Origin of the sequence: Nocardia mexicana NBRC 108244, assembly GCF_001613165.1 — a bacterium.
Taxonomy (GTDB): domain Bacteria; phylum Actinomycetota; class Actinomycetes; order Mycobacteriales; family Mycobacteriaceae; genus Nocardia; species Nocardia mexicana.
On record NZ_BDBV01000006.1, the window covers coordinates 166,436 to 184,395 of the forward strand.

General features: G+C 68.3%; 17 protein-coding genes and 2 tRNA genes. 7 read left to right on the top strand and 12 right to left on the bottom strand.

The features are described from left to right. Positions 1 to 5 precede the first annotated feature (5 nt). Positions 6 to 683, bottom strand: coding sequence for a uracil-DNA glycosylase (locus NM1_RS03520; protein WP_068013760.1), 678 nt, complete (start codon positions 681 to 683; stop codon positions 6 to 8). A 39-nt stretch (positions 684 to 722) separates the two neighbouring features. Next, entirely contained in the window at positions 723 to 1,691 is a 969-nt protein-coding gene (locus tag NM1_RS03525; RefSeq protein ID WP_068013954.1) for a thiamine-phosphate kinase, read from the bottom strand. Between the two features lie 268 nt (positions 1,692 to 1,959). On the opposite strand from NM1_RS03525, the gene NM1_RS03530 reads away from it, so the two are divergent. After that, positions 1,960 to 2,592, top strand: a complete 633-nt coding sequence (locus NM1_RS03530; protein WP_084519122.1) for a DUF3515 domain-containing protein — start codon at positions 1,960 to 1,962, stop codon at positions 2,590 to 2,592. 3 nt (positions 2,593 to 2,595) lie between these two features. Here the strand turns inward: NM1_RS03530 and NM1_RS03535 are convergent, their stop codons facing one another. The 3 genes from NM1_RS03535 to NM1_RS03545 are packed head-to-tail and all read right to left on the bottom strand — an operon-like array spanning position 2,596 to position 5,046. Further along, positions 2,596 to 2,895 (bottom strand): DUF6191 domain-containing protein, encoded by a 300-nt coding sequence (locus NM1_RS03535; protein ID WP_246011420.1) that lies wholly within the window; start codon positions 2,893 to 2,895, stop codon positions 2,596 to 2,598. Positions 2,896 to 2,912: 17 nt separating this feature from the next. Next, positions 2,913 to 4,016, bottom strand: coding sequence for a D-alanine--D-alanine ligase family protein (locus NM1_RS03540; protein ID WP_068013762.1), 1,104 nt, complete (start codon positions 4,014 to 4,016; stop codon positions 2,913 to 2,915). A 34-nt stretch (positions 4,017 to 4,050) separates the two neighbouring features. Continuing rightward, positions 4,051 to 5,046, bottom strand: a complete 996-nt coding sequence (locus NM1_RS03545; protein ID WP_068013764.1) for an NAD(P)H-dependent glycerol-3-phosphate dehydrogenase — start codon at positions 5,044 to 5,046, stop codon at positions 4,051 to 4,053. Positions 5,047 to 5,201: 155 nt separating this feature from the next. Between NM1_RS03545 and NM1_RS03550 the strand changes: the two genes are divergently transcribed. From NM1_RS03550 to NM1_RS03560, 3 genes are all read left to right on the top strand, one after another. Next, entirely contained in the window at positions 5,202 to 5,975 is a 774-nt protein-coding gene (locus tag NM1_RS03550) for a CofC family guanylyltransferase (RefSeq protein WP_068013766.1), read from the top strand. Positions 5,976 to 6,133: 158 nt separating this feature from the next. Next, the gene (locus NM1_RS03555) at positions 6,134 to 8,305 is read left to right on the top strand and encodes an RNA degradosome polyphosphate kinase (RefSeq protein WP_068013768.1); all 2,172 of its coding nucleotides are present in this window, start codon (positions 6,134 to 6,136) and stop codon (positions 8,303 to 8,305) included. Further along, the gene (locus NM1_RS03560; protein WP_246011421.1) at positions 8,302 to 9,309 is read left to right on the top strand and encodes an NUDIX hydrolase; all 1,008 of its coding nucleotides are present in this window, start codon (positions 8,302 to 8,304) and stop codon (positions 9,307 to 9,309) included. The genes NM1_RS03555 and NM1_RS03560 overlap by 4 nt, the downstream gene beginning before the upstream one ends. A gap of 61 nt (positions 9,310 to 9,370) precedes the next feature. Here the strand turns inward: NM1_RS03560 and NM1_RS03565 are convergent, their stop codons facing one another. From NM1_RS03565 to leuC, 3 genes are all read right to left on the bottom strand, one after another. Beyond that, positions 9,371 to 10,027 (bottom strand): HU family DNA-binding protein, encoded by a 657-nt coding sequence (locus NM1_RS03565; RefSeq protein WP_068013769.1) that lies wholly within the window; start codon positions 10,025 to 10,027, stop codon positions 9,371 to 9,373. A gap of 156 nt (positions 10,028 to 10,183) precedes the next feature. Further along, positions 10,184 to 10,792 (bottom strand): 3-isopropylmalate dehydratase small subunit, encoded by a 609-nt coding sequence (gene leuD, locus NM1_RS03570; RefSeq protein ID WP_068013771.1) that lies wholly within the window; start codon positions 10,790 to 10,792, stop codon positions 10,184 to 10,186. A 94-nt stretch (positions 10,793 to 10,886) separates the two neighbouring features. Next, entirely contained in the window at positions 10,887 to 12,332 is a 1,446-nt protein-coding gene (gene leuC, locus NM1_RS03575) for a 3-isopropylmalate dehydratase large subunit (RefSeq protein ID WP_174556831.1), read from the bottom strand. Between the two features lie 96 nt (positions 12,333 to 12,428). Between leuC and NM1_RS03580 the strand changes: the two genes are divergently transcribed. Both NM1_RS03580 and NM1_RS03585 read left to right on the top strand, forming a co-directional pair. Beyond that, a complete protein-coding gene (locus NM1_RS03580) occupies positions 12,429 to 13,130 on the top strand; it encodes an IclR family transcriptional regulator (RefSeq protein WP_068013775.1) in 702 nt (233 codons plus the stop codon). Positions 13,131 to 13,266: 136 nt separating this feature from the next. Then, positions 13,267 to 13,767 carry a pyridoxamine 5'-phosphate oxidase family protein gene (locus NM1_RS03585; protein ID WP_068013777.1) on the top strand — a complete coding sequence of 167 codons (501 nt, stop codon included), beginning with the start codon at positions 13,267 to 13,269 and terminating at the stop codon, positions 13,765 to 13,767. Between the two features lie 41 nt (positions 13,768 to 13,808). On the opposite strand, the gene NM1_RS03590 is transcribed toward NM1_RS03585, so the two are convergent. The 4 genes from NM1_RS03590 to NM1_RS03605 all read right to left on the bottom strand — a co-directional run bounded on the left by NM1_RS03590 (position 13,809) and on the right by NM1_RS03605 (position 16,540). After that, positions 13,809 to 13,881 (bottom strand) — tRNA-Glu (locus NM1_RS03590). A gap of 135 nt (positions 13,882 to 14,016) precedes the next feature. Next, positions 14,017 to 14,088, bottom strand: a tRNA-Gln gene (locus NM1_RS03595). A 203-nt stretch (positions 14,089 to 14,291) separates the two neighbouring features. Further along, positions 14,292 to 15,752 (bottom strand): glutamate--tRNA ligase, encoded by a 1,461-nt coding sequence (gene gltX / locus NM1_RS03600; RefSeq protein WP_068013780.1) that lies wholly within the window; start codon positions 15,750 to 15,752, stop codon positions 14,292 to 14,294. Positions 15,753 to 15,766: 14 nt separating this feature from the next. Continuing rightward, positions 15,767 to 16,540 (bottom strand): fumarylacetoacetate hydrolase family protein, encoded by a 774-nt coding sequence (locus NM1_RS03605; RefSeq protein WP_068013782.1) that lies wholly within the window; start codon positions 16,538 to 16,540, stop codon positions 15,767 to 15,769. A 175-nt stretch (positions 16,541 to 16,715) separates the two neighbouring features. Here NM1_RS03605 and NM1_RS03610 point away from each other — a divergent pair, with 175 nt between their 5' ends. Beyond that, the gene (locus tag NM1_RS03610) at positions 16,716 to 17,906 is read left to right on the top strand and encodes an MFS transporter (RefSeq protein WP_246011422.1); all 1,191 of its coding nucleotides are present in this window, start codon (positions 16,716 to 16,718) and stop codon (positions 17,904 to 17,906) included. Positions 17,907 to 17,960 lie beyond the last annotated feature (54 nt).

The following is a 17,960-nucleotide window of genomic DNA, read 5'->3' on the forward strand; positions in this document are numbered from 1 at the left end:
CCCGGTCAGGGCAGACGCCAGTCGACCGGAGCGGCACCCAATGTACCCAGCAATTCGTTGGTTCGCGTGAATGGCCTCGATCCGAAGAATCCTCGCGAAGCGGACAGCGGTGAGGGATGGGCGGATTCGATGTACGGAACGCCGTCCAGCATCGGCTTGAGCGTCGACGCGTCGCGCCCCCACAGGATCGCGACCATCGGCTGTTGACGTGCGACGAGCGCCCGAATCGCCTGCTCCGTCACCGCTTCCCAGCCCTTGCCGCGGTGCGAGGCGGGCTGGCCGGGCTGCACGGTCAGCACCCTGTTCAGCATCAGCACGCCCTGGTCCGACCACGGTGACAGGTCACCACAGGACGGCGTGGGGTGGCCGAGGTCCTTGGAGTACTCCGAGAAGATATTGCCCAGGCTGCGCGGGACCGGCGAAACATCCGGCGCCACCGAGAAACTCAGCCCCATCGCGTGCCCGGGGGTCGGATAGGGGTCCTGGCCCACGATCAGCACGCGCACCTTGTCGAAGGGCCGCTGGAACGCGCGTAGCACGTTCTCGCCCTTCGGGAAGTAGCCGCGGCCCGCGCTGTTCTCCTCGCGGAGGAATTCGCCCATCGCCGCTATCCGGTCGGCAACCGGTTCCAGCGCTTCGGCCCAGCCCGTATCGATGATCTCCGACAGTGGTTTTGCGCCCATGTCGGGACAACATAGCGTGGCGAGTTTCACGACGGTAGCTCACCCACCTTCCGCGAACGATTCCCAGCCGACCGGTCCGGTCCACGGCGTGCCGTCGACGGTCACGCCGGAGCCGGTGCCGACCCGTCCCACGGGGGCCCATCCGGCGGGAAGTGGTTGTCCGGCGCGGAAAGTGGCGGCGAAGGCGTGGTCCTCGCCGCCGGTGAGGATCCAGGCGGTGAGGTCGGCGCCGAGCAGGTCGGCCGCGGGCCGCAGGGCCGGATCGGTGAGCGCGTCCGAGTCCACATCGATGGCGATGCCGGAGGATTCGGCGATATGCCCGAGGTCGGCGAGCAGGCCGTCGGACACGTCGGCCATGGCCGTGATCGGGGCGTCGGCGGGCATGCCCAGCACGGTCCCGTACGGCGGCTGCGGGACTCGGTGCGCGGCAACGATTTCCGGAAACTTCGCGGGGTCGATGCCCGCGGCCAGCACCGCGAGCCCGGCGGCCGACCAGCCCAGTCGCCCGGCCACCGCGACGATGTCGCCCGGGTGGGCCCCCGAGCGCAGCACGGGACGGTCGGGCGGATCCCCGAACGCTGTCACCGAGATCACGAGCAGGGGGCTGCGGACCACATCGCCCCCGGCGATCGAGCCGCCCGCGCGGTGCGCCTCGCGCCACAGGCCCTCGACGAACCGGTCGACGAATTCGACGGGGGTGTCGGCGGGGCAGCCCAGCGATACCACGAACGCGCTCGGAGCCGCGCCCATCGCGACCACGTCGGCGGCGTTCTGCGCGATGGCCTTGCGCCCGATGTCCTCGGGTGACGACCAGTCGAGCCGGAAATGCCGGTCCTGCACCAGCATGTCGGTGCTCACCATGTACCGCCCGGCGGGCGCCGCCACGATCGCGGCATCGTCGCCGGGGCCGAGCAGCACACCGGCGCTCTGGCTGCGGCCGCCGTTCATGCGCGCGATGAGCGCGAACTCTCCCAGTTCGCGGACCGTGCGCGGGGTGCTGTCGGTGATGACGCTCTCCTTCCCGATGAGCCGAACCGCCGTCGGCCGGATCGACAGTACTGGCGCGGCCGGGCGCGCACGCGACGCACCGCCGCGGGACACGCTCGGCGCACCTACGGCCCGACTACCCACATCCACGGCCGCCGCACATCCCGGCCGCGCCCCTCCTCCTCGAGCCGCGTTATCCGGTTCGCTACGCTCGGGACCGGAATCCATCCCAGCAGCGGCACGCCGGACCCGCGGCGCGATATCAGGACGAGCGGAGACGAATCCCCGGATGAGCAGCGAGACGGAACGGTCCGAAGGCACCACGCCCGAGCACCCGGATCGAGCACCCGGCGCGACATCGGGTGACGCTGCCGACGGCGAGACTCCCCGGTTCTCCCCCGCGCTCATCGCGACGGTCGTGGCGCTGCCGGTCGCGCTGATCGTCGCCGTGCTGGTGATCGCCGTGATGTCTCGGCAGAACCCGGTGCGGGAGCCGCTGGCCCTCGGTTCCATTCCGGCTCCCGGAGCCACCGGCGAGGCCTGTGCGGCGCTGCTGCCCGCGCTGCCGAACGAGCTGGGCGACTACACCAAGGCCGAACTGGCGCAACCGGCGCCGCCCGCCACCGCCGCCTGGCAGCTGCCCGACGGGGGTGAGCCGATCGTGCTGCGCTGCGGTCTGGACCGCCCGCTGGAATTCAACAAGGCGTCGTCGCTGCAGGTGGTCGACGGGGTGAATTGGTTCGAGCTGCGCGACCAGACCTCGGGCGTCACCTCCGGCACGTGGTTCGCCGTCGACCGCGGCACCTACATCGCCGTGACCATGCCCAACAGCGCGGGACCGACACCGCTGCAAGATATCTCGGACACCATCGTCAAGACGATGCCCGCCCGGCCGATCGATCCGGGCCCGGTTCCGAGCTAGCGTTCAGGAGGGGCGGAGTCGTGCCTTGCCGGAGTTCAGGTCCAGGTCGAAACCGCCCGGCGTGCCGTCGCCCGGGTTCTCGCGGTGCATGAGCACCGACTGGCGCTGCTCGAACTCGTGGCGCTTGGCCGAGGTGAACAGGGCGTCGAACTGTTCGAATCCGATCGCCGAGGCGCGCTCGCCCTCCTCGCCTCGCATCCAGGGCAGGGCCGCGCGGCCGGTCACCTTCCGATAGGTCACCTCGGCGAAGGCGATGGCGATAATCAGCAGCGCCAAGCCGGGGATGGTCATCGCGACGAGCACCTCGTCGAGGATACGCGTCAGCGCAGCCCGGTGCCCCTGGCCACGGCGGTATCGACGAGCGTGGTGATCAACGACCGGTTGTCGATGCCGGTCGCCTCCCACATGCGCGGGTACATCGAGATGGAGGTCATGCCGGGCATGGTGTTGATCTCGTTGAGCACCGGACCGTCGGCGGTGACGAAGAAGTCGACCCGGGCCAGGCCCTGGCAGTCCAGCGCCCGGAACGCCCGCACCGCCAGCTCCCGGATCTGTTGGGTCACATCGTCGTTCAGCTTGGCCGGGATATCGAACTCGCACACGTCGTCGAGGTACTTGGTGTCGAAGTCGTAGAACTCGGGAGCCGCCGCGCCGGGGTCGGCGTCGGGCATCCGAATCTCCGCCGGCACACTGCCTTCCACCCGGCCGTCCGGGAATTCCAGGACGCCGCACTCGACTTCGCGGCCGACGACGGCCGCCTCCACGATCACCTTCGGATCGTGTTGCCTCGCAACCGCGACGGCCGCGTCCAGCCCGTCCCAATCGTCGACCTTGGTGATGCCGATGGACGAACCACCCCGTGCGGGCTTGACGAATACCGGCAGCCCGAGCCGGTGCCGGTCCGTCTCGGACAGCGTTGCGGCGCCCGGCCGCAGCACCACGTGGTCTCCGACCGGAAGTCCCTCGGCCACAAGGAGTTTCTTCATGTACTCCTTGTCCATGCCGGTGGCGCTCGCCAGCACCCCGGGCCCGACGTAGGGCAGGCCCGCCAGCTCCAGCAGACCCTGGATCGTGCCGTCCTCGCCGAACGGGCCGTGCAGCACCGGGAACACGACATCGACCGCGCCGAGGCCGGACCCCGTGTCGCCCAGCGCCAGCAGCTTGCCGGAGCGGGTCGGATCCGCCGCCAGCACCAACTCGGCGCCGGACGAATCCACCGCGGGAAGCGACCGGTCGGCGATCGCGAGCGCGCGGGCGTCGGAATCACCCAGCACCCAGGTGCCCTCGCGGGTGATGCCGATCGGCACCGCGTCGAACCGCTCGGGGTCCAGGCTGCGCAGGACGAAGCCTGCCGACACGCACGACACGGCGTGTTCGTTGCTGCGTCCGCCGAAGACCACCGCGACCCTGATCCGGTTGCTCATAGAGCGAACCGTACCCGGGACGGGCGGTGATCAATCATTCCGGCTTCATCCGCCGCCCGAGCAACTGACCGACCGCCTCCGCCACCGACAGGCCCTCGTGGCAGACCCGGTGCACCGCGGTGGTCAACGGCATCTCCACCCCTTGACGCTCGGCCAGCGCGCGAATCGACGTGCACGACTTGACGCCCTCGGCGACCTGCCCGTGCGTGGCCTCCTGCGCCGCCTGCATGGACCCGCCCTCGCCCAGCACATACCCGAACGACCGGTTTCGTGACAACGGCGAGGTGCAGGTCGCCACCAGATCACCGATCCCCGCCAGCCCGGCCAGCGTGACCGGATTCGCGCCCAGCGCCACCCCCAGCCGGATGATCTCCGCCAGGCCGCGGGTGATGAGGCTGGCGATCGAGTTGTCGCCCAGACCCATTCCCGCGGCGATACCGCAGGCCAGGGCGATGACGTTTTTGCTGGCGCCGCCGATCTCGCAGCCCACGACATCGGTGTTCGTGTACGGGCGGAAGTAACCGGTGGCGCACGCGTGCTGCACCGCCTCCGCCCGTGCGGCGTCGGTGCAGGCCACGACGGAGGCGGCGGGCTGCTGGGCGGCGATCTCGCGCGCCAGATTCGGCCCCGACAGCACCGCGATGCGGCTGGTCCCGGCGCCGGTCACCGACGCGATCACCTCGCTCATCCGCAGCAGCGTGCCGGTCTCGATCCCCTTCGCCAGGCTGAGCAGCGTGGCGTCGGGCCCGATCGCGTCCTTCCAGACCTCGAGATTGGCGCGCAGCGATTGCGACGGGACGGCCAGCACGACCGTGTCCGCACCGTCCAGCGCCACCCGGAAGTCGTCGGTGGCCGAGATCCCGGGCAGCTCCACATCGGGCAGATAGGACGGGTTGCGATGCTCGGTGGCCAAGACCTTGGCCACCTCGGGCCGCCGCGCCCACACCGTCACCTCGGTGCCCGCATCGTTCAACACCTTCGCGAACGCGGTGCCCCACGACCCCGCACCCATCACTGCCGCCCTAGTCATGACAGCCAATATGCCATCCGCCACACCCCACCGCCCCGACTACGGAACGAAAGGGAAACCCTCCGGGAAGCGATAGCCAGCCGTTACTTCGGGGCGCCGAAAACCCCGCGACGGCGGAGGCGGCGCCATCAAACACCTCGTGGGACGATTGGCACATGCGTCCGGATGCAGTGCACGCCGTGATCGCGGTGAAACACCTCGATCGCGCCAAGAGCCGACTCGCCGACCGGTTGCCACCCGGCCAGCGGTCGCGATTGGTGCTGGCGATGCTGTCGGACACCGTTACCGCCGCGATAGCCGCGGGCCTCGGTTCGGTCACGGTGGTGACCCCGGACGACGAGGTGGCCACCACCGTGCGGGGGTTGGGCGCAGCGGTCCATCCGGACCCGGTGGGCGATGCGGATCCGGGGCGGCAGCCGAACGGACACGACGGCCCGACCCCGCACTCCGCCGTCGACTCGCCGGACATCCCGAGCGATGGGCTCAACGCCGCGCTCACCGCCGCCGCCACCGCGGTGCGAAACCGGCGCGGCGCGGTCGATCTACTGGCGCTGCAGGCCGATCTGCCCGCGCTGTGCCCCGGCGAGCTGGCCGACATGCTGGCCTCCGCCCCGCCCGGCCGCGCGATCGTCGCCGATCACGCCGGTCACGGCACCGCCGCCCTGCTGGTGCGCGACGGCCTGGCCCCGCTGGACCCGCTGTTCGGCCCCGATTCGGCCCGCCGCCACATCGCTTCGGGTGCAAAGGATCTGGAGGGCGACTGGCCGGGCCTGCGGCTGGATGTCGACACCGAGGACGACCTGCACCGGGCGGCCGCGCTGGGGGTCGGCCCGGCCACCGCCGCGGTGCTGCGCGCCATCGGGTGGCCCGAACCTGTTCACCGAAAACTCACACGGAGGTATGCGGCGAATCACATGTGTGCCAGATGATCGCCGGAACGGCGTCGTACATTGTCGAAATCGGTGGTGCCGGACACCGCGCCGCCCGACCGGTAAGGAATGATCGTCATCGTGAGGGAGCTTGCGAGTGAACCATCGGCACAGCGCGCACCGCGCACGATGACGCCGAGCGCTAGCGAGGCGTCATCGTGAGCGATACGGATACAGGGCAGCAGCCGCGCCTGCCCGCGGCGCCCCCGGCGGCGACGCCGCCGCCCTCCGCCTCCGCGACGCCGCAGTTGCCAGCAGATCGCTACCTCAACCGAGAGCTGAGCTGGCTGGACTTCAACGCCCGGGTGCTGGCCCTGGCCGAGGACACCTCCGAGCCGCTGCTGGAGCGGGCCAAGTTCCTCGCCATCTTCGCCTCGAACCTCGACGAGTTCTATATGGTTCGGGTCGCGGGCCTGAAGCGCCGCGCCGAGGCCGGTCTGTCGGTGCGCTCGGCGGACGGCCTGACGCCCAGCGAGCAGTTGGAGATGATCGCCAAGCGCACGCAGGATCTGGCGGCCCGCCACGCCCGGGTGTTCCTGGACCAGGTGCAGCCGGCGCTGGTGGAGCAGGGCATCGCCATCATCGGCTGGTCGGACCTGGACGACGATGAGCGACAGCGACTTTCGGGATACTTCCAGGATCAGGTGTTCCCGGTGCTCACTCCGCTGGCCGTGGATCCGGCGCACCCGTTCCCCTACATCAGCGGCCTGAGTCTCAATCTCGCTGTGACGGTGAAGGATTCCGAGACCGGCGGCGAACATTTCGCCCGCGTCAAGGTGCCCGACAATGTCGACCGCTTCGTGCGGGTGCGCCGCTCGGTCCCCGACGCCGCCGCCCCCACCCGGCTCGCGGCCTTCCTGCCGATGGAGGACCTGATCGCCGCGCACCTGGATCAACTCTTCCCCGGAATGGATGTGGTGGAACAACATTCGTTCCGCATCACCCGCAACGCCGACTTCGAGGTCGACGAGGACCGCGATGAGGATCTGCTGCAGGCGCTGGAGCGCGAGCTGGCGCGGCGGCGCTTCGGTTCGCCGGTCCGCCTGGAAGTGTCCGACGATATGACCGAGCACATGCTCGATCTGCTGCTGCGCGAGCTCGACGTCGATCCCGGTGACGTGATCCAGGTGCCGGGCCTGCTGGACCTGTCGTGCCTGTGGCAGGCCTACGGGGTGGACCGGCCGCAGCTCAAGGACGCACCCTACGTCCCGGCCACGCCGTCGGCCTTCGGCGAAAGAGAGACGCCCAGAAACGTTTTCGCGGCCCTGCGCGAGGGCGACGTGCTGGTGCACCACCCGTACGACTCGTTCTCCACCAGCGTGCAGCGCTTCATCGAGCAGGCCGCCGCCGACCCGCAGGTGCTGGCGATCAAGCAGACCCTGTACCGCACCTCCGGCGACTCCCCCATCGTCAACGCGCTCATCGACGCCGCCGAGGCCGGTAAGCAGGTGGTGGCGCTGGTGGAGATCAAGGCCCGCTTCGACGAGCAGGCCAACATCAAATGGGCACGCCAGCTGGAACAGGCGGGCGTGCACGTCGTCTACGGCCTGATCGGGCTCAAGACGCACTGCAAGACGTGCCTGGTCGTGCGCCGCGAGGGCGCCACCATCCGCCGCTACTGCCATATCGGCACCGGCAACTACAATCCGAAGACCGCGCGGCTGTACGAAGATGTCGGATTGCTCACCGCCGCACCGGAAATCGGCGCCGACCTGACCGACCTGTTCAACTCGCTGACCGGGTACTCGCGCAAGGCGAACTACCGCAATCTGCTGGTGGCCCCGTCCAGCGTGCGCTCCGGCATCGTCGAGCGGATCCGCCGCGAAACCGAGCTCGCACAGCAGGGCCTGCCCGCCCGGATCCGCTTGAAGGCCAACGCGATCGTCGACGAGCAGATCATCGACGCGCTGTATCGGGCCTCGCAGGCCGGGGTGCCGGTGCAGATCGTGGTGCGCGGCATCTGCGGGCTGCGCCCCGGCGTGCGGGGCATGAGCGAGAACATCGAGGTGCGCTCGATTCTCGGTCGCTTCCTGGAACATTCGCGCGTTCTGCACTTCCAGGCGCAGGACGAGTACTGGATCGGCAGCGCCGACATGATGCACCGCAATCTGGACCGGCGGGTCGAGGTCATGGCGCAGGTGAAGGACACCAAGTCGTGCAAGCAGCTGGAGGCGGTGTTCGATTCGGCGCTGCATCCTTCGACGCGCTGCTGGGTACTCGAACCCGACGGCAGCTGGCAGGCCCAGCCCGATCCCGATACCGACCACGCCGAACCGGTGCGCGACCACCAGGAGTTCCTCATGCGGCTGCGACGACCGGATCAGCAGTGAATCACGCGACGGCACAGGATTTCGAGGAGACCTCGTTCTCCGACCCGCGCGTGACCGCCAATATTCTCGCCGCCGGCGCCGTGGTGTGGCGCCACGCCCCCGGCACCGGCCTGGTCGAGGTCGCCGTGGTGCACCGGCCGAAATACGACGACTGGTCGCTGCCGAAGGGAAAGCTCGACCCGGGCGAGACCCCGATCGTCGCCGCGGTGCGCGAGGTGGCCGAGGAAACGGGCCTGCGATGCCGCCTGGGCCGCTATCTCGGACATGTGACCTATCCGGTGACCGGGCATCGCAAACTCAAGCGCGTCGACTATTGGGCCGCCGCGGTCACCGAGGGTGCCTTCGAGCCCAATTCGGAAGTGGACCAGCTGCGGTGGCATCGCGTCGACCGGGTGATGGATCAGCTGTCCTATCCGATGGACCGCACCATGATCCGCAATTTTCTGCGCCTGCCGCCGGATACGGGCACGCTGCTCGTGGTGCGGCATGCCAAGGCCGGACGCCGCGACCGTTTCAAGGGCCCCGACGACGATCGTCCCCTGGAGAAGGCGGGACGGCACCAGGCGGAGACGCTGACCCCTAATCTGCTGGCGTTCGGGGCCACCGAGATCTACTCCGCGCCGCCGGTGCGCTGTGTGGAGACCGTGGCTCCGCTTGCGGACGCGCTCGACATCGAGATCGGCCGCGAGCCGCTGCTGTCCGAAACCGGTTATGCCGCAGCGCCGGACGATGCGCTGGACCGCGTGCGCGAGCTGGCTTCCGCCCCGGTCGTGCGCGTGATCTGCAGTCAGGGCAAGGTAATTCCGCCACTGCTGGAACGCTGGGCCGAAATCGACGGTGTCACACTGCCACCCGCGCGAAATCGCAAGGGCACCGTCTGGGTGCTATCGGTGGCCGACGGGCGGCTGCTGGCCGCCGATCACCTCGATCGCGCCCTGCGGGTGGACGCCCGCTCCCCCGACGCGGATCCCAAGGGCGCGTACTCCGCCGACGGACGTCGATAGCCCTTACCGCACAACACGAAGCGGCCCCGGCCGAAAGGCCGGGGCCGCTTTCGCGATGCCGTCAGCGACGCGTGGTCCGCTTGGCAGCGGTACGCTTCGCGGCAGTCTTCTTGGCCGGGGCCTTCTTGGCCGCGGTCTTCTTGGCGGTGGCCTTGGCCGCGGTCTTCTTGGCCGTGACCTTCTTGGCCGGAGCCTTCTTGACCGTGGTCTTCTTGGCAGCCGTCTTCTTGGCCGTGGTCTTCTTGGCCGTGGTCTTCTTCGCGGTTGCCTTCTTGGCCGGAGCCTTCTTGGCGGCGGTCTTCTTGGCCGTCGTCTTCTTGGCGGCGGTCTTCTTGGCCGTCGTCTTCTTGGCAGCGGCCTTCTTGGCCGTCTTCTTGGCCGCACCCGATACCGGCGCTGCCACACCGCGTTTCACGGCCGGACCGGCCGCGGCGATCTTCTGCTTGCCCGCAATGATCGCCTTGAACTGCGCACCCGGACGGAAGGCCGGCACCGAAGTGGGCCGCACCTTGACGGTTTCGCCGGTGCGGGGGTTACGCGCCACCCGCGCCGCACGCTTACGCTGTTCGAACACACCGAATCCGGTGATGGTGACACTCTGACCCTTGTTCACAGCGCGCACGATCGTGTCGACAATCTGCTCGACTGCCGCAGTGGCCGTGCGCCTGTCAGTACCCAACTTTTCGGTCAGAACGTCGATCAGTTCCGCCTTGTTCATTGAATCCTCCGCAGACTAATGGCCCGTCGTCGGACCGACTAGGTACCACGGTAAACCCTCAATGGGCAAGAGTCTATGTGCCACGCCAAATTTCATGTGGCGTGGCACACGCGCAGCAACTGCGATTGGTAGCTCCCAGCTAACACCCAGGACTGTTTACGCCTGCGAAATAGCGTCCGGAATGGTGGTGGGTTTCCAAGCTGGCCTTGCCTTTTCGAAGGCGTCGATGGCGCCTTCCTGGCGCAGTGTCAGCCCGATGTCGTCCAGACCCTCGAGCAGGCGCCACCTGGTGTAGTCGTCAATATCGAAGGGCAACACGGTGGTTCCAGCGGTCACCGTGCGCGCCTCGAGGTCCACGATCAATTCCAGGCCGGGCCGTTCCTCGAGCAACTTCCAGAGCAATTCGACATCATGTTGTGACATCTGGGCCGCGACCAGGCCACCCTTGCCGGAGTTGCCCCGGAAGATGTCGGCGAAGCGCGACGAGATCACGACCCGGAAGCCGTAGTCCATGAGCGCCCAAACCGCGTGCTCTCGTGAGGAACCCGTGCCGAAATCCGGACCGGCCACCAGGACAGACCCCCGGTTGAAGGGCTCGGTGTTCAGAATGAACGTCGGATCCGAGCGCCAGGCCGAGAACAGCCCGTCCTCGAATCCCGTTCGTGTAACGCGCTTCAGATAGACGGCGGGGATGATCTGGTCGGTATCGACGTTGGATCGGCGCAGCGGGACGCCGATCCCCTTGTGTACCTTGAACGGTTCCATCAGTTCTCCTGGCTGGTGAAGGTTTATAGGTGCGGAGTCCGGCTTTCGCCGGGACTGCTACTACTCTTTCCCGGATCTACTCGTGCCTGCCGCACTACGCCTTCCCGGTGCCAGCCGGGACCAGATCCGCAGGTGAGGCCAGCGTTCCGCGCACCGCGGTGGCCGCGGCGACCAGCGGCGAAACCAGATGTGTGCGGCCACCTTTGCCCTGCCGGCCCTCGAAGTTGCGATTGGATGTCGAAGCACACCGCTGACCGGGCGAAAGCTGATCGGGATTCATCCCCAGGCACATCGAGCACCCGGCCTGACGCCATTCCGCGCCGGCGGCGGTGAAAATCTCGCCCAGCCCCTCGGATTCGGCCTGGGCCCGCACGCGCATCGACCCCGGCACGATCAACATCCGCACGCCGTCGGCCACCCTGCGGCCGTCCAAAATCCCGGCCACGGCACGCAGATCCTCGATGCGGCCGTTGGTGCACGAGCCCACGAATACCGTGTCGACCTTGACCTCCCGAAGCGGAGTTCCGGGCTCCAAATCCATGTATCGCAGTGCCTTCTCGGCCGATTCGCGCGCCGTTTCGTCGGAGATATCGGCCGGATTCGGCACCGATTCGCCCAGCGGCAGTCCCTGTCCCGGATTGGTGCCCCAGGTGACGAACGGGGTCAGCGTGGACGCGTCGATGTGCACCTCGGCATCGAATTCGGCGCCCTCGTCGGTCTTCAGCGCCTCCCACGCCTCGACGGCCGCATCCCAGTCCGCACCCTGCGGCGCGTGCGGGCGGCCCTTCAGGAATTCGTAGGTGACCTCGTCGGGGGCCACCATTCCCGCGCGGGCACCGGCCTCGATGGACATGTTGCACATGGTCATCCGCGCCTCCATGGACATGGCGCGCACGGCCTCGCCGCGGTATTCGAGCACATAGCCCTGACCGCCGCCGGTGCCGATCTGCGCGATCACGGCCAGGATCACGTCCTTGCTCGTCACACCGTCCGGCAGTTGGCCGTCGATATTGATCGCCATGGTCTTGAACGGCCGCAGCGACAGCGTCTGCGTGGCCAGCACGTGCTCGACCTCGCTGGTGCCGATACCCATCGCGATCGCGCCGAACGCGCCGTGCGTCGAGGTGTGCGAATCGCCGCACACCACGGTCGTGCCCGGCTGGGTCAGGCCCAGCTGCGGGCCGACCACGTGCACGATGCCCTGGTCGATATCGCCCATCGGGTACAGCCGGACACCGAACTCCTCGCAATTGCGCCGCAGCGTGTCCACCTGGGTGCGGGAAACGGGGTCGGCGATCGGCTTGTCGATGTCGACGGTCGGGACGTTGTGATCCTCGGTGGCGATGGTGAGATCGGGCCGGCGGACCGGGCGGCCGGCCGCGCGCAGGCCGTCGAAGGCCTGCGGGCTGGTCACCTCGTGCACCAGGTGCAGGTCGATGTAGATGAGATCGGGTTCGCGCGCGTCGCCCTCGCCGGCGCCGCGGGCGACGACGTGCTGGTCCCAGACCTTCTCCGCCAGGGTGCGTGGCCGCTCGGCCATCTTCATCTCGCTTTCACTCGGATCCCGCGCCGTTATGGGCTGTCGACACGGGGCTGCATTTGCATATCTCAGTATTCGAGACGCTAATATCGTTCTATGAGACAGCATAGCGGTATCGGGGTGCTCGACAAAGCCATGGCCGTGCTCTACGCCGCGGCCGAGCAGCCCTGCGGCCTCAACGACCTGTGCACCCGCACCGGCCTGCCCCGCGCGACCGCGCACCGGCTGGCCGTGGGGCTGGAGGTGCATCGCATGCTCGCACGCGACGCCAACGGGCTGTGGCGCCCGGGCCCGGCCCTGTCCGAGCTGGCCACCACCGCCGAGGATCCGCTGCTGGACGCGGCCGCCACTATCCTGCCGCGGCTGCGCGAGATCACCGGCGAGAGCGTGCAGCTCTACCGCCTCGACGGCCATTCCCGCATCTGCGTCGCCGCGCTCGAGCCCGCGCAGGGCCTGCGCGACACCGTGCCGGTGGGCGCCCGGCTCCCGCTCACCGCGGGTTCGGCGGCCAAGGTGCTGCTGGCCTGGTCGGATCCCGAACTGCAGCGCGGTGTGCTGACCGACGCGGTCTTCGGCGACCGCGCCCTGGCCGAGGTGCGCCGCCGCGGCTGGGCGCAGAGTGCCGCCGAACGCGCGGCCGGGGTGGCCAGCGTCTCGGCCCCGGTCCGGGATTCGGCGGGGACGGTGGTGGCTGCGGTATCCGTATCGGGCCCCATCGACCGAATGGGACGACGGCCGGGGGCGCGGTGGGCCGCGGACCTGGTGGCAGCGGCCGACGCCCTGCACAAGCGCCTGTAGCGGCGCCCATGCGAGATCCCGGCCAAGAGCAGGCCGGGAAAGCTGGGCGAGCCAGGAGGACGCCGGGTAAGCGAGGGCACGTCATGGCGGCCGCACACTGTGACCCTCGCCATACGCCGTAAAGTACAGTCGGCGCATGGGAGTTAATCAACGCGCGCAGATCGTGATGTCCGACGCGGAGATCACCGGATTCCTCGAGCACAGCCGCGTCGCCACGCTGGCCACGCTCGGCAAGACGGGCCTGCCGCACCTGACCGCCATGTGGTACGGGCTGGTGGACGGCGAGATCTGGTTCGAGACCAAGCTCAAGTCGCAGAAGGCGGTCAACATCCGCCGCGATCCGCGGGTGACGGTGCTGGTGGAGGCCGGCGACACCTACGACCAGCTGCGCGGGCTCTCGATCGAGGGCCGCGCGGAGATCGTCGAGGACCCGGACGCCCTGTTCAAGGTAGGAATCAGCGTCTGGGAGCGCTACACGGGCCCGTACAGCGAAGACCTCCGCCCGATGGTCGAGGCGATGCTGAACAAGCGAGTAGCGGTCCGCGTAGTCCCCGAACGCACCCGCAGCTGGGACCACCGCAAACTGGGCCTCCCCGAGATGCCCCTCGGCGGCAGCACCTGGCCCCCGCAGAACTAGGCATGAAAAAACCCTCCAGCTGGTGAGCTGGAGGGTTTCAGTAGCCCCGACGGGATTTGAACCCGCGCTACCGCCTTGAGAGGGCGGCGTCCTAGGCCGCTAGACGACGGGGCCAGGAAGGATGTTCTCCGGGATCGGAGGTCTCCCGCTAGAGGAGGCTCGGCCAGCTTAACCGGCCGGAACCCCGGCGATCAAATCGCCAGGAGGTTGACCGCTCGACCGCGAACCGAGGCGGATCAACACTCTCCGCTGGGGTACCAGGACTCGAACCTAGAATGGCTGAACCAGAATCAGCTGTGTTGCCAATTACACCATACCCCAATGACCTGGGCTTTCGACCTCCGCCCCGTCGGGCCGAGGGCCTCGTTCCGGGCCGAGAGAAAGATTACCAAACCCTGCCCTGAAAACTACAAATCGGCTGGTCAGAGCGGGGTTCTCGAGTCGAATTACATAGTTCGAAGCCGACGGCGGGTCACCCGGACGTGACGTTCGGCCGGGCGAGCGTCACGTCCGGGTGGCCAGGCTCAGGCGGTCTCGACCGCCCGCAGGCGCTGCATCGTCGACTCCCGCCCCAGCAACTCCAGCGACTCGTACAGCGGCGGGCTGATGTGCGAACCGGTGACCGCGACCCGAACCGGCGCGAAGGCCTTGCGCGGTTTGAGGCCCAGATCGTCCACCAGCGCCGTTTTCAGCGCATTCTCCAGCGTGGCCGCCGTCCACTCGGAAACACCCTCGAGCGCGGCAATGGCGGCCTGCAACACCGGTGCGGCATCGGGCCCGAGGTTCTTTTGCGCCGCGGCGGGATCGACAGCGAACTCCTGCGACGGCACGAACAGGAACTTCAGCAGATCCCAGGCGTCGCCGAGCACGACGATCCGGGTCTGCACCAACTCGGCCGCCGTTGCGAAAAGGGTCTCGTCCACTTCGGCGCCGATGTTGTTGTGCGCCGTCAGGTACTCGCGCAGCCGGTGGGCGAAATCACCCGGAGCCAGCAAACGAATGTGCTCGGCGTTGATCGCGTCCGCCTTCTTCTGATCGAAGCGGGCCGGATTCGAATTTACTTTCGATATGTCGAACGCCTCGACCATCTCGGTCATCGAGAAGACGTCGCGGTCGTCGGTGAGACTCCAACCGAGCAAAGCCAGGTAATTCAGCAAACCCTCCGGGATGAATCCGCGGTCGCGATGGACGAACAGATTCGACTCGGGATCGCGCTTGGACAACTTCTTGTTGCCCTGGCCCATCACGAACGGCAGATGTCCGAACTGCGGGGTGAACTCCGCCACACCGATCCGCTGCAATGCCTCATACAACGCAATCTGCCGCGGAGTGGACGAGAGGAGATCTTCTCCACGCAACACATGGGTGATCTTCATCAGCGCGTCGTCGAGCGGATTCACCAGCGTGTACAGCGGATCACCGGTTCCCCGGGTCAGCGCGAAATCGGGTACCGACCCCACCTTGAACGTGGTCTCGCCGCGCACCAGATCGTGCCACGTGATGTCGTGGCCGGGCATGCGCAGCCGGACCACCGCCGGGCGGCCCTCGGCCTTGTAGGCGGCGATCTGCTCCGCCGTCAGGTCGCGGTCGAAGTTGTCGTAGCCCAGTTTCGGATCGCGTCCGGCCGCCCGGTGCCGCGCCTCCACTTCGTCTGGGGTGGAGAAGGATTCGTAGGCCTCCCCCGCCTCCAGCAAACGCCGCACCACATCGAAATGGAGGTCTCGCCGCTGCGACTGCCGGTACGGTTCGTAGGGCCCGCCGACCTCCGGCCCCTCGTCCCAGGTGAGCCCGAGCCACCGCAGTGCGTCCAGCAGCGCGCCGTAGGATTCCTCGGAATCGCGTGCGGCGTCGGTATCTTCGATGCGGAACACGAAGGTGCCGCCGTGGTGGCGGGCGTACGCCCAGTTGAACAGCGCGGTCCGGATGAGGCCGACATGCGGCGTGCCGGTCGGTGACGGGCAGAAACGGACCCGTACGTCAGACATGTTCCTTCTCTCGATCAGCGTTTGGCGGCAACGGGATTGGTGAGGGTGCCGATGCCCTCGACCGTCACGGAGACGGATTGCCCATCCTTCATCGGTCCCACACCTTCCGGTGTGCCGGTGAGGATTACGTCACCCGGCAGCAGCGTCATCACCGTGGTGACCCATTCGATCAGCTTCGGAATATCGTGCAGCAGAAGCGAAGTCCGGCTGCGCTGACGGACCTCGCCGTCGAGCTCGGTGGTGATCTCCAGATCGGCCGGGTCCAGCGCGGTCTCGATCCAGGGCCCCAGCGGGCAGAAGGTGTCGTAGCCCTTGCCGCGGGTCCACTGGCCGTCGTGGCGCTGCTGATCGCGGGCGGTGACGTCGTTGGCCGCGGTGTAGCCCAGGATCACGTCCCGGGCCCGGGCGGCGGGCACGTCCTTGCAGGGGCGGCCGATCACGATGGCCAGTTCGCCCTCGTAGTCGACCTGGGACGAGCTGGGCGGCAGCACAATTGGCACATTGGGCCCGACGATGGCGGTGTTCGGCTTGAGGAAGATCACCGGATCCTCCGGCGCCTCGCCGCCCATCTCCTGCGCGTGCGCGGCGTAGTTCTTGCCGACGCACACCACCTTGCTGGCGAGGATCGGGGCCAGCAGCCGCACATCGGGCAGCGGCCAGCTGCGGCCGGTGAACGTGGGGGTACCGAACGGGTGTTCGGCGATTTCCCGGGCCACTTCGCCGGAGCTCGATTCCTCGATGCTGACGAACGCGACTCCATCGGGACTGGCAACTCGACCTAGGCGCATGGCTCGACAGTCTATCCATCTGGTGGTATGCGCCCGACCGGGTGGTCTGCAGTGAGGGCGGAAAACCACCGGTACGTGGCGGGGTGCGCGAGTTCGGCTCGAGCACAGCGTGTACCGTGAGGGCGAGTTCACAGAGTAAGACTCTGTTCCCAATATATGAGATTGAGGTGAGGATGTGTCCACCGTGACTCCCATGCACGCCACCCGCCGGTGGGTCATGCTCGCCCTCGGCGTGTTCGCGCAGAGCTCGAGCGCGGTCATCGTGCACGGCACACCGTTCCTGCTGCCCGCCCTGACCGACCGCGGAATGCCTTTGGCGACAGCGGGTCTGCTGGTCGCGATGCCGACGGTCGGCCTGGTGTGCACGCTGATCGCGTGGGGCTACGCGGTGGACCGGATCGGCGAGCGCGCCGTCCTGGTGGCGGGCCCGCTGGTGATGTTCGCGGCCGGCGCGGCCGCGGCGTTCGTCACCGATTACGTCCTGCTGGGTGTGCTGTTGTTCCTGGCGGGATTGGGCGCGGGCTCCACCAACGGCGCCAGCGGCCGGGTGATCGTCGGCTGGTTCCCGCCGGATCAGCGCGGGCTGGCCATGGGAATACGGCAGTCCGCACAACCGCTGGGCGTGGGGATCGCCGCGCTGACGATCCCGACCATCGCTGCGGCGCACGGGTTTTCCACCGCGATCCTGGTTCCGGCTGTGATGGCGGGGCTGGCCGCCGTCGGGTGCGGCATCGGGATCATCGATCCGCCGCGCCCCGCGGTGTCGGCCGACTCCCGCCCGGCCAATCCGTATCGCGGCGACCGCACGCTGTGGCGAATCCACGGGGTGTCGGTGCTGCTGGTGATCCCGCAGGCCACGGTGTGGACCTTCGCGCTGCTGTGGCTGCACCGCGATGTCGGGCTGTCGCTGGCGGTGGCCGGGGTTCTGGTCACCGGCACCCAGCTCCTGGGCGCCGCGGGCCGCATCGGCGCCGGCTTCTGGTCGGACCGGGTCGGCAGCCGCCTGCGCCCGCTGCGCACGGTGGCCGTCGCGGCCGCGATCTCCATGTGCGCCTTGGCCGTTGCCTCCTGGCTGCACTGGTGGTGGGCCGCCATACCCATCCTGGTCGCCGCCTCGGTCATCACCGTCGCCGACAACGGACTGGCCTTCACCGCCGTCGCCGAGATCGCCGGACCCTATTGGAGCGGAAGAGGTCTGGGCATCCAGAACACCGGCCAGAACCTGGCCTCCGCCGCCATCGCCCCACTCTTCGGCGCCTTGATCACCGCCTCCGGCTTCCCCGCCACCTATCTCGTAGCCGCGGTAATCGCCACCGCCGCAATCCCCTTGGTCCCCCTCCCCCGCCACATCAAGCCCGCCCCCTGACAACCCCGGAGTCACACCAGCTCTCGACGCGCCAGTCACCCGTCTCCGCGCCCT

Bases quoted from the DNA above. Each gene is read 5' to 3' on its own strand.
- gltX (WP_068013780.1), bottom strand. From the start codon at position 15,752: ATGTCTGACGTACGGGTCCGTTTCTGCCCGTCACCGACCGGCACGCCG.
- NM1_RS03580 (WP_068013775.1), top strand. From the start codon at position 12,429: ATGAGACAGCATAGCGGTATCGGGGTGCTCGACAAAGCCATGGCCGTG.
- NM1_RS03530 (WP_084519122.1), top strand. From the start codon at position 1,960: ATGAGCAGCGAGACGGAACGGTCCGAAGGCACCACGCCCGAGCACCCG.
- NM1_RS03545 (WP_068013764.1), bottom strand. From the start codon at position 5,046: ATGACTAGGGCGGCAGTGATGGGTGCGGGGTCGTGGGGCACCGCGTTC.
- NM1_RS03605 (WP_068013782.1), bottom strand. From the start codon at position 16,540: ATGCGCCTAGGTCGAGTTGCCAGTCCCGATGGAGTCGCGTTCGTCAGC.
- NM1_RS03550 (WP_068013766.1), top strand. From the start codon at position 5,202: ATGCGTCCGGATGCAGTGCACGCCGTGATCGCGGTGAAACACCTCGAT.
- NM1_RS03565 (WP_068013769.1), bottom strand. From the start codon at position 10,027: ATGAACAAGGCGGAACTGATCGACGTTCTGACCGAAAAGTTGGGTACT.
- NM1_RS03585 (WP_068013777.1), top strand. From the start codon at position 13,267: ATGGGAGTTAATCAACGCGCGCAGATCGTGATGTCCGACGCGGAGATC.
- NM1_RS03540 (WP_068013762.1), bottom strand. From the start codon at position 4,016: ATGAGCAACCGGATCAGGGTCGCGGTGGTCTTCGGCGGACGCAGCAAC.
- leuC (WP_174556831.1), bottom strand. From the start codon at position 12,332: ATGGCCGAGCGGCCACGCACCCTGGCGGAGAAGGTCTGGGACCAGCAC.
- NM1_RS03520 (WP_068013760.1), bottom strand. From the start codon at position 683: ATGGGCGCAAAACCACTGTCGGAGATCATCGATACGGGCTGGGCCGAA.
- leuD (WP_068013771.1), bottom strand. From the start codon at position 10,792: ATGGAACCGTTCAAGGTACACAAGGGGATCGGCGTCCCGCTGCGCCGA.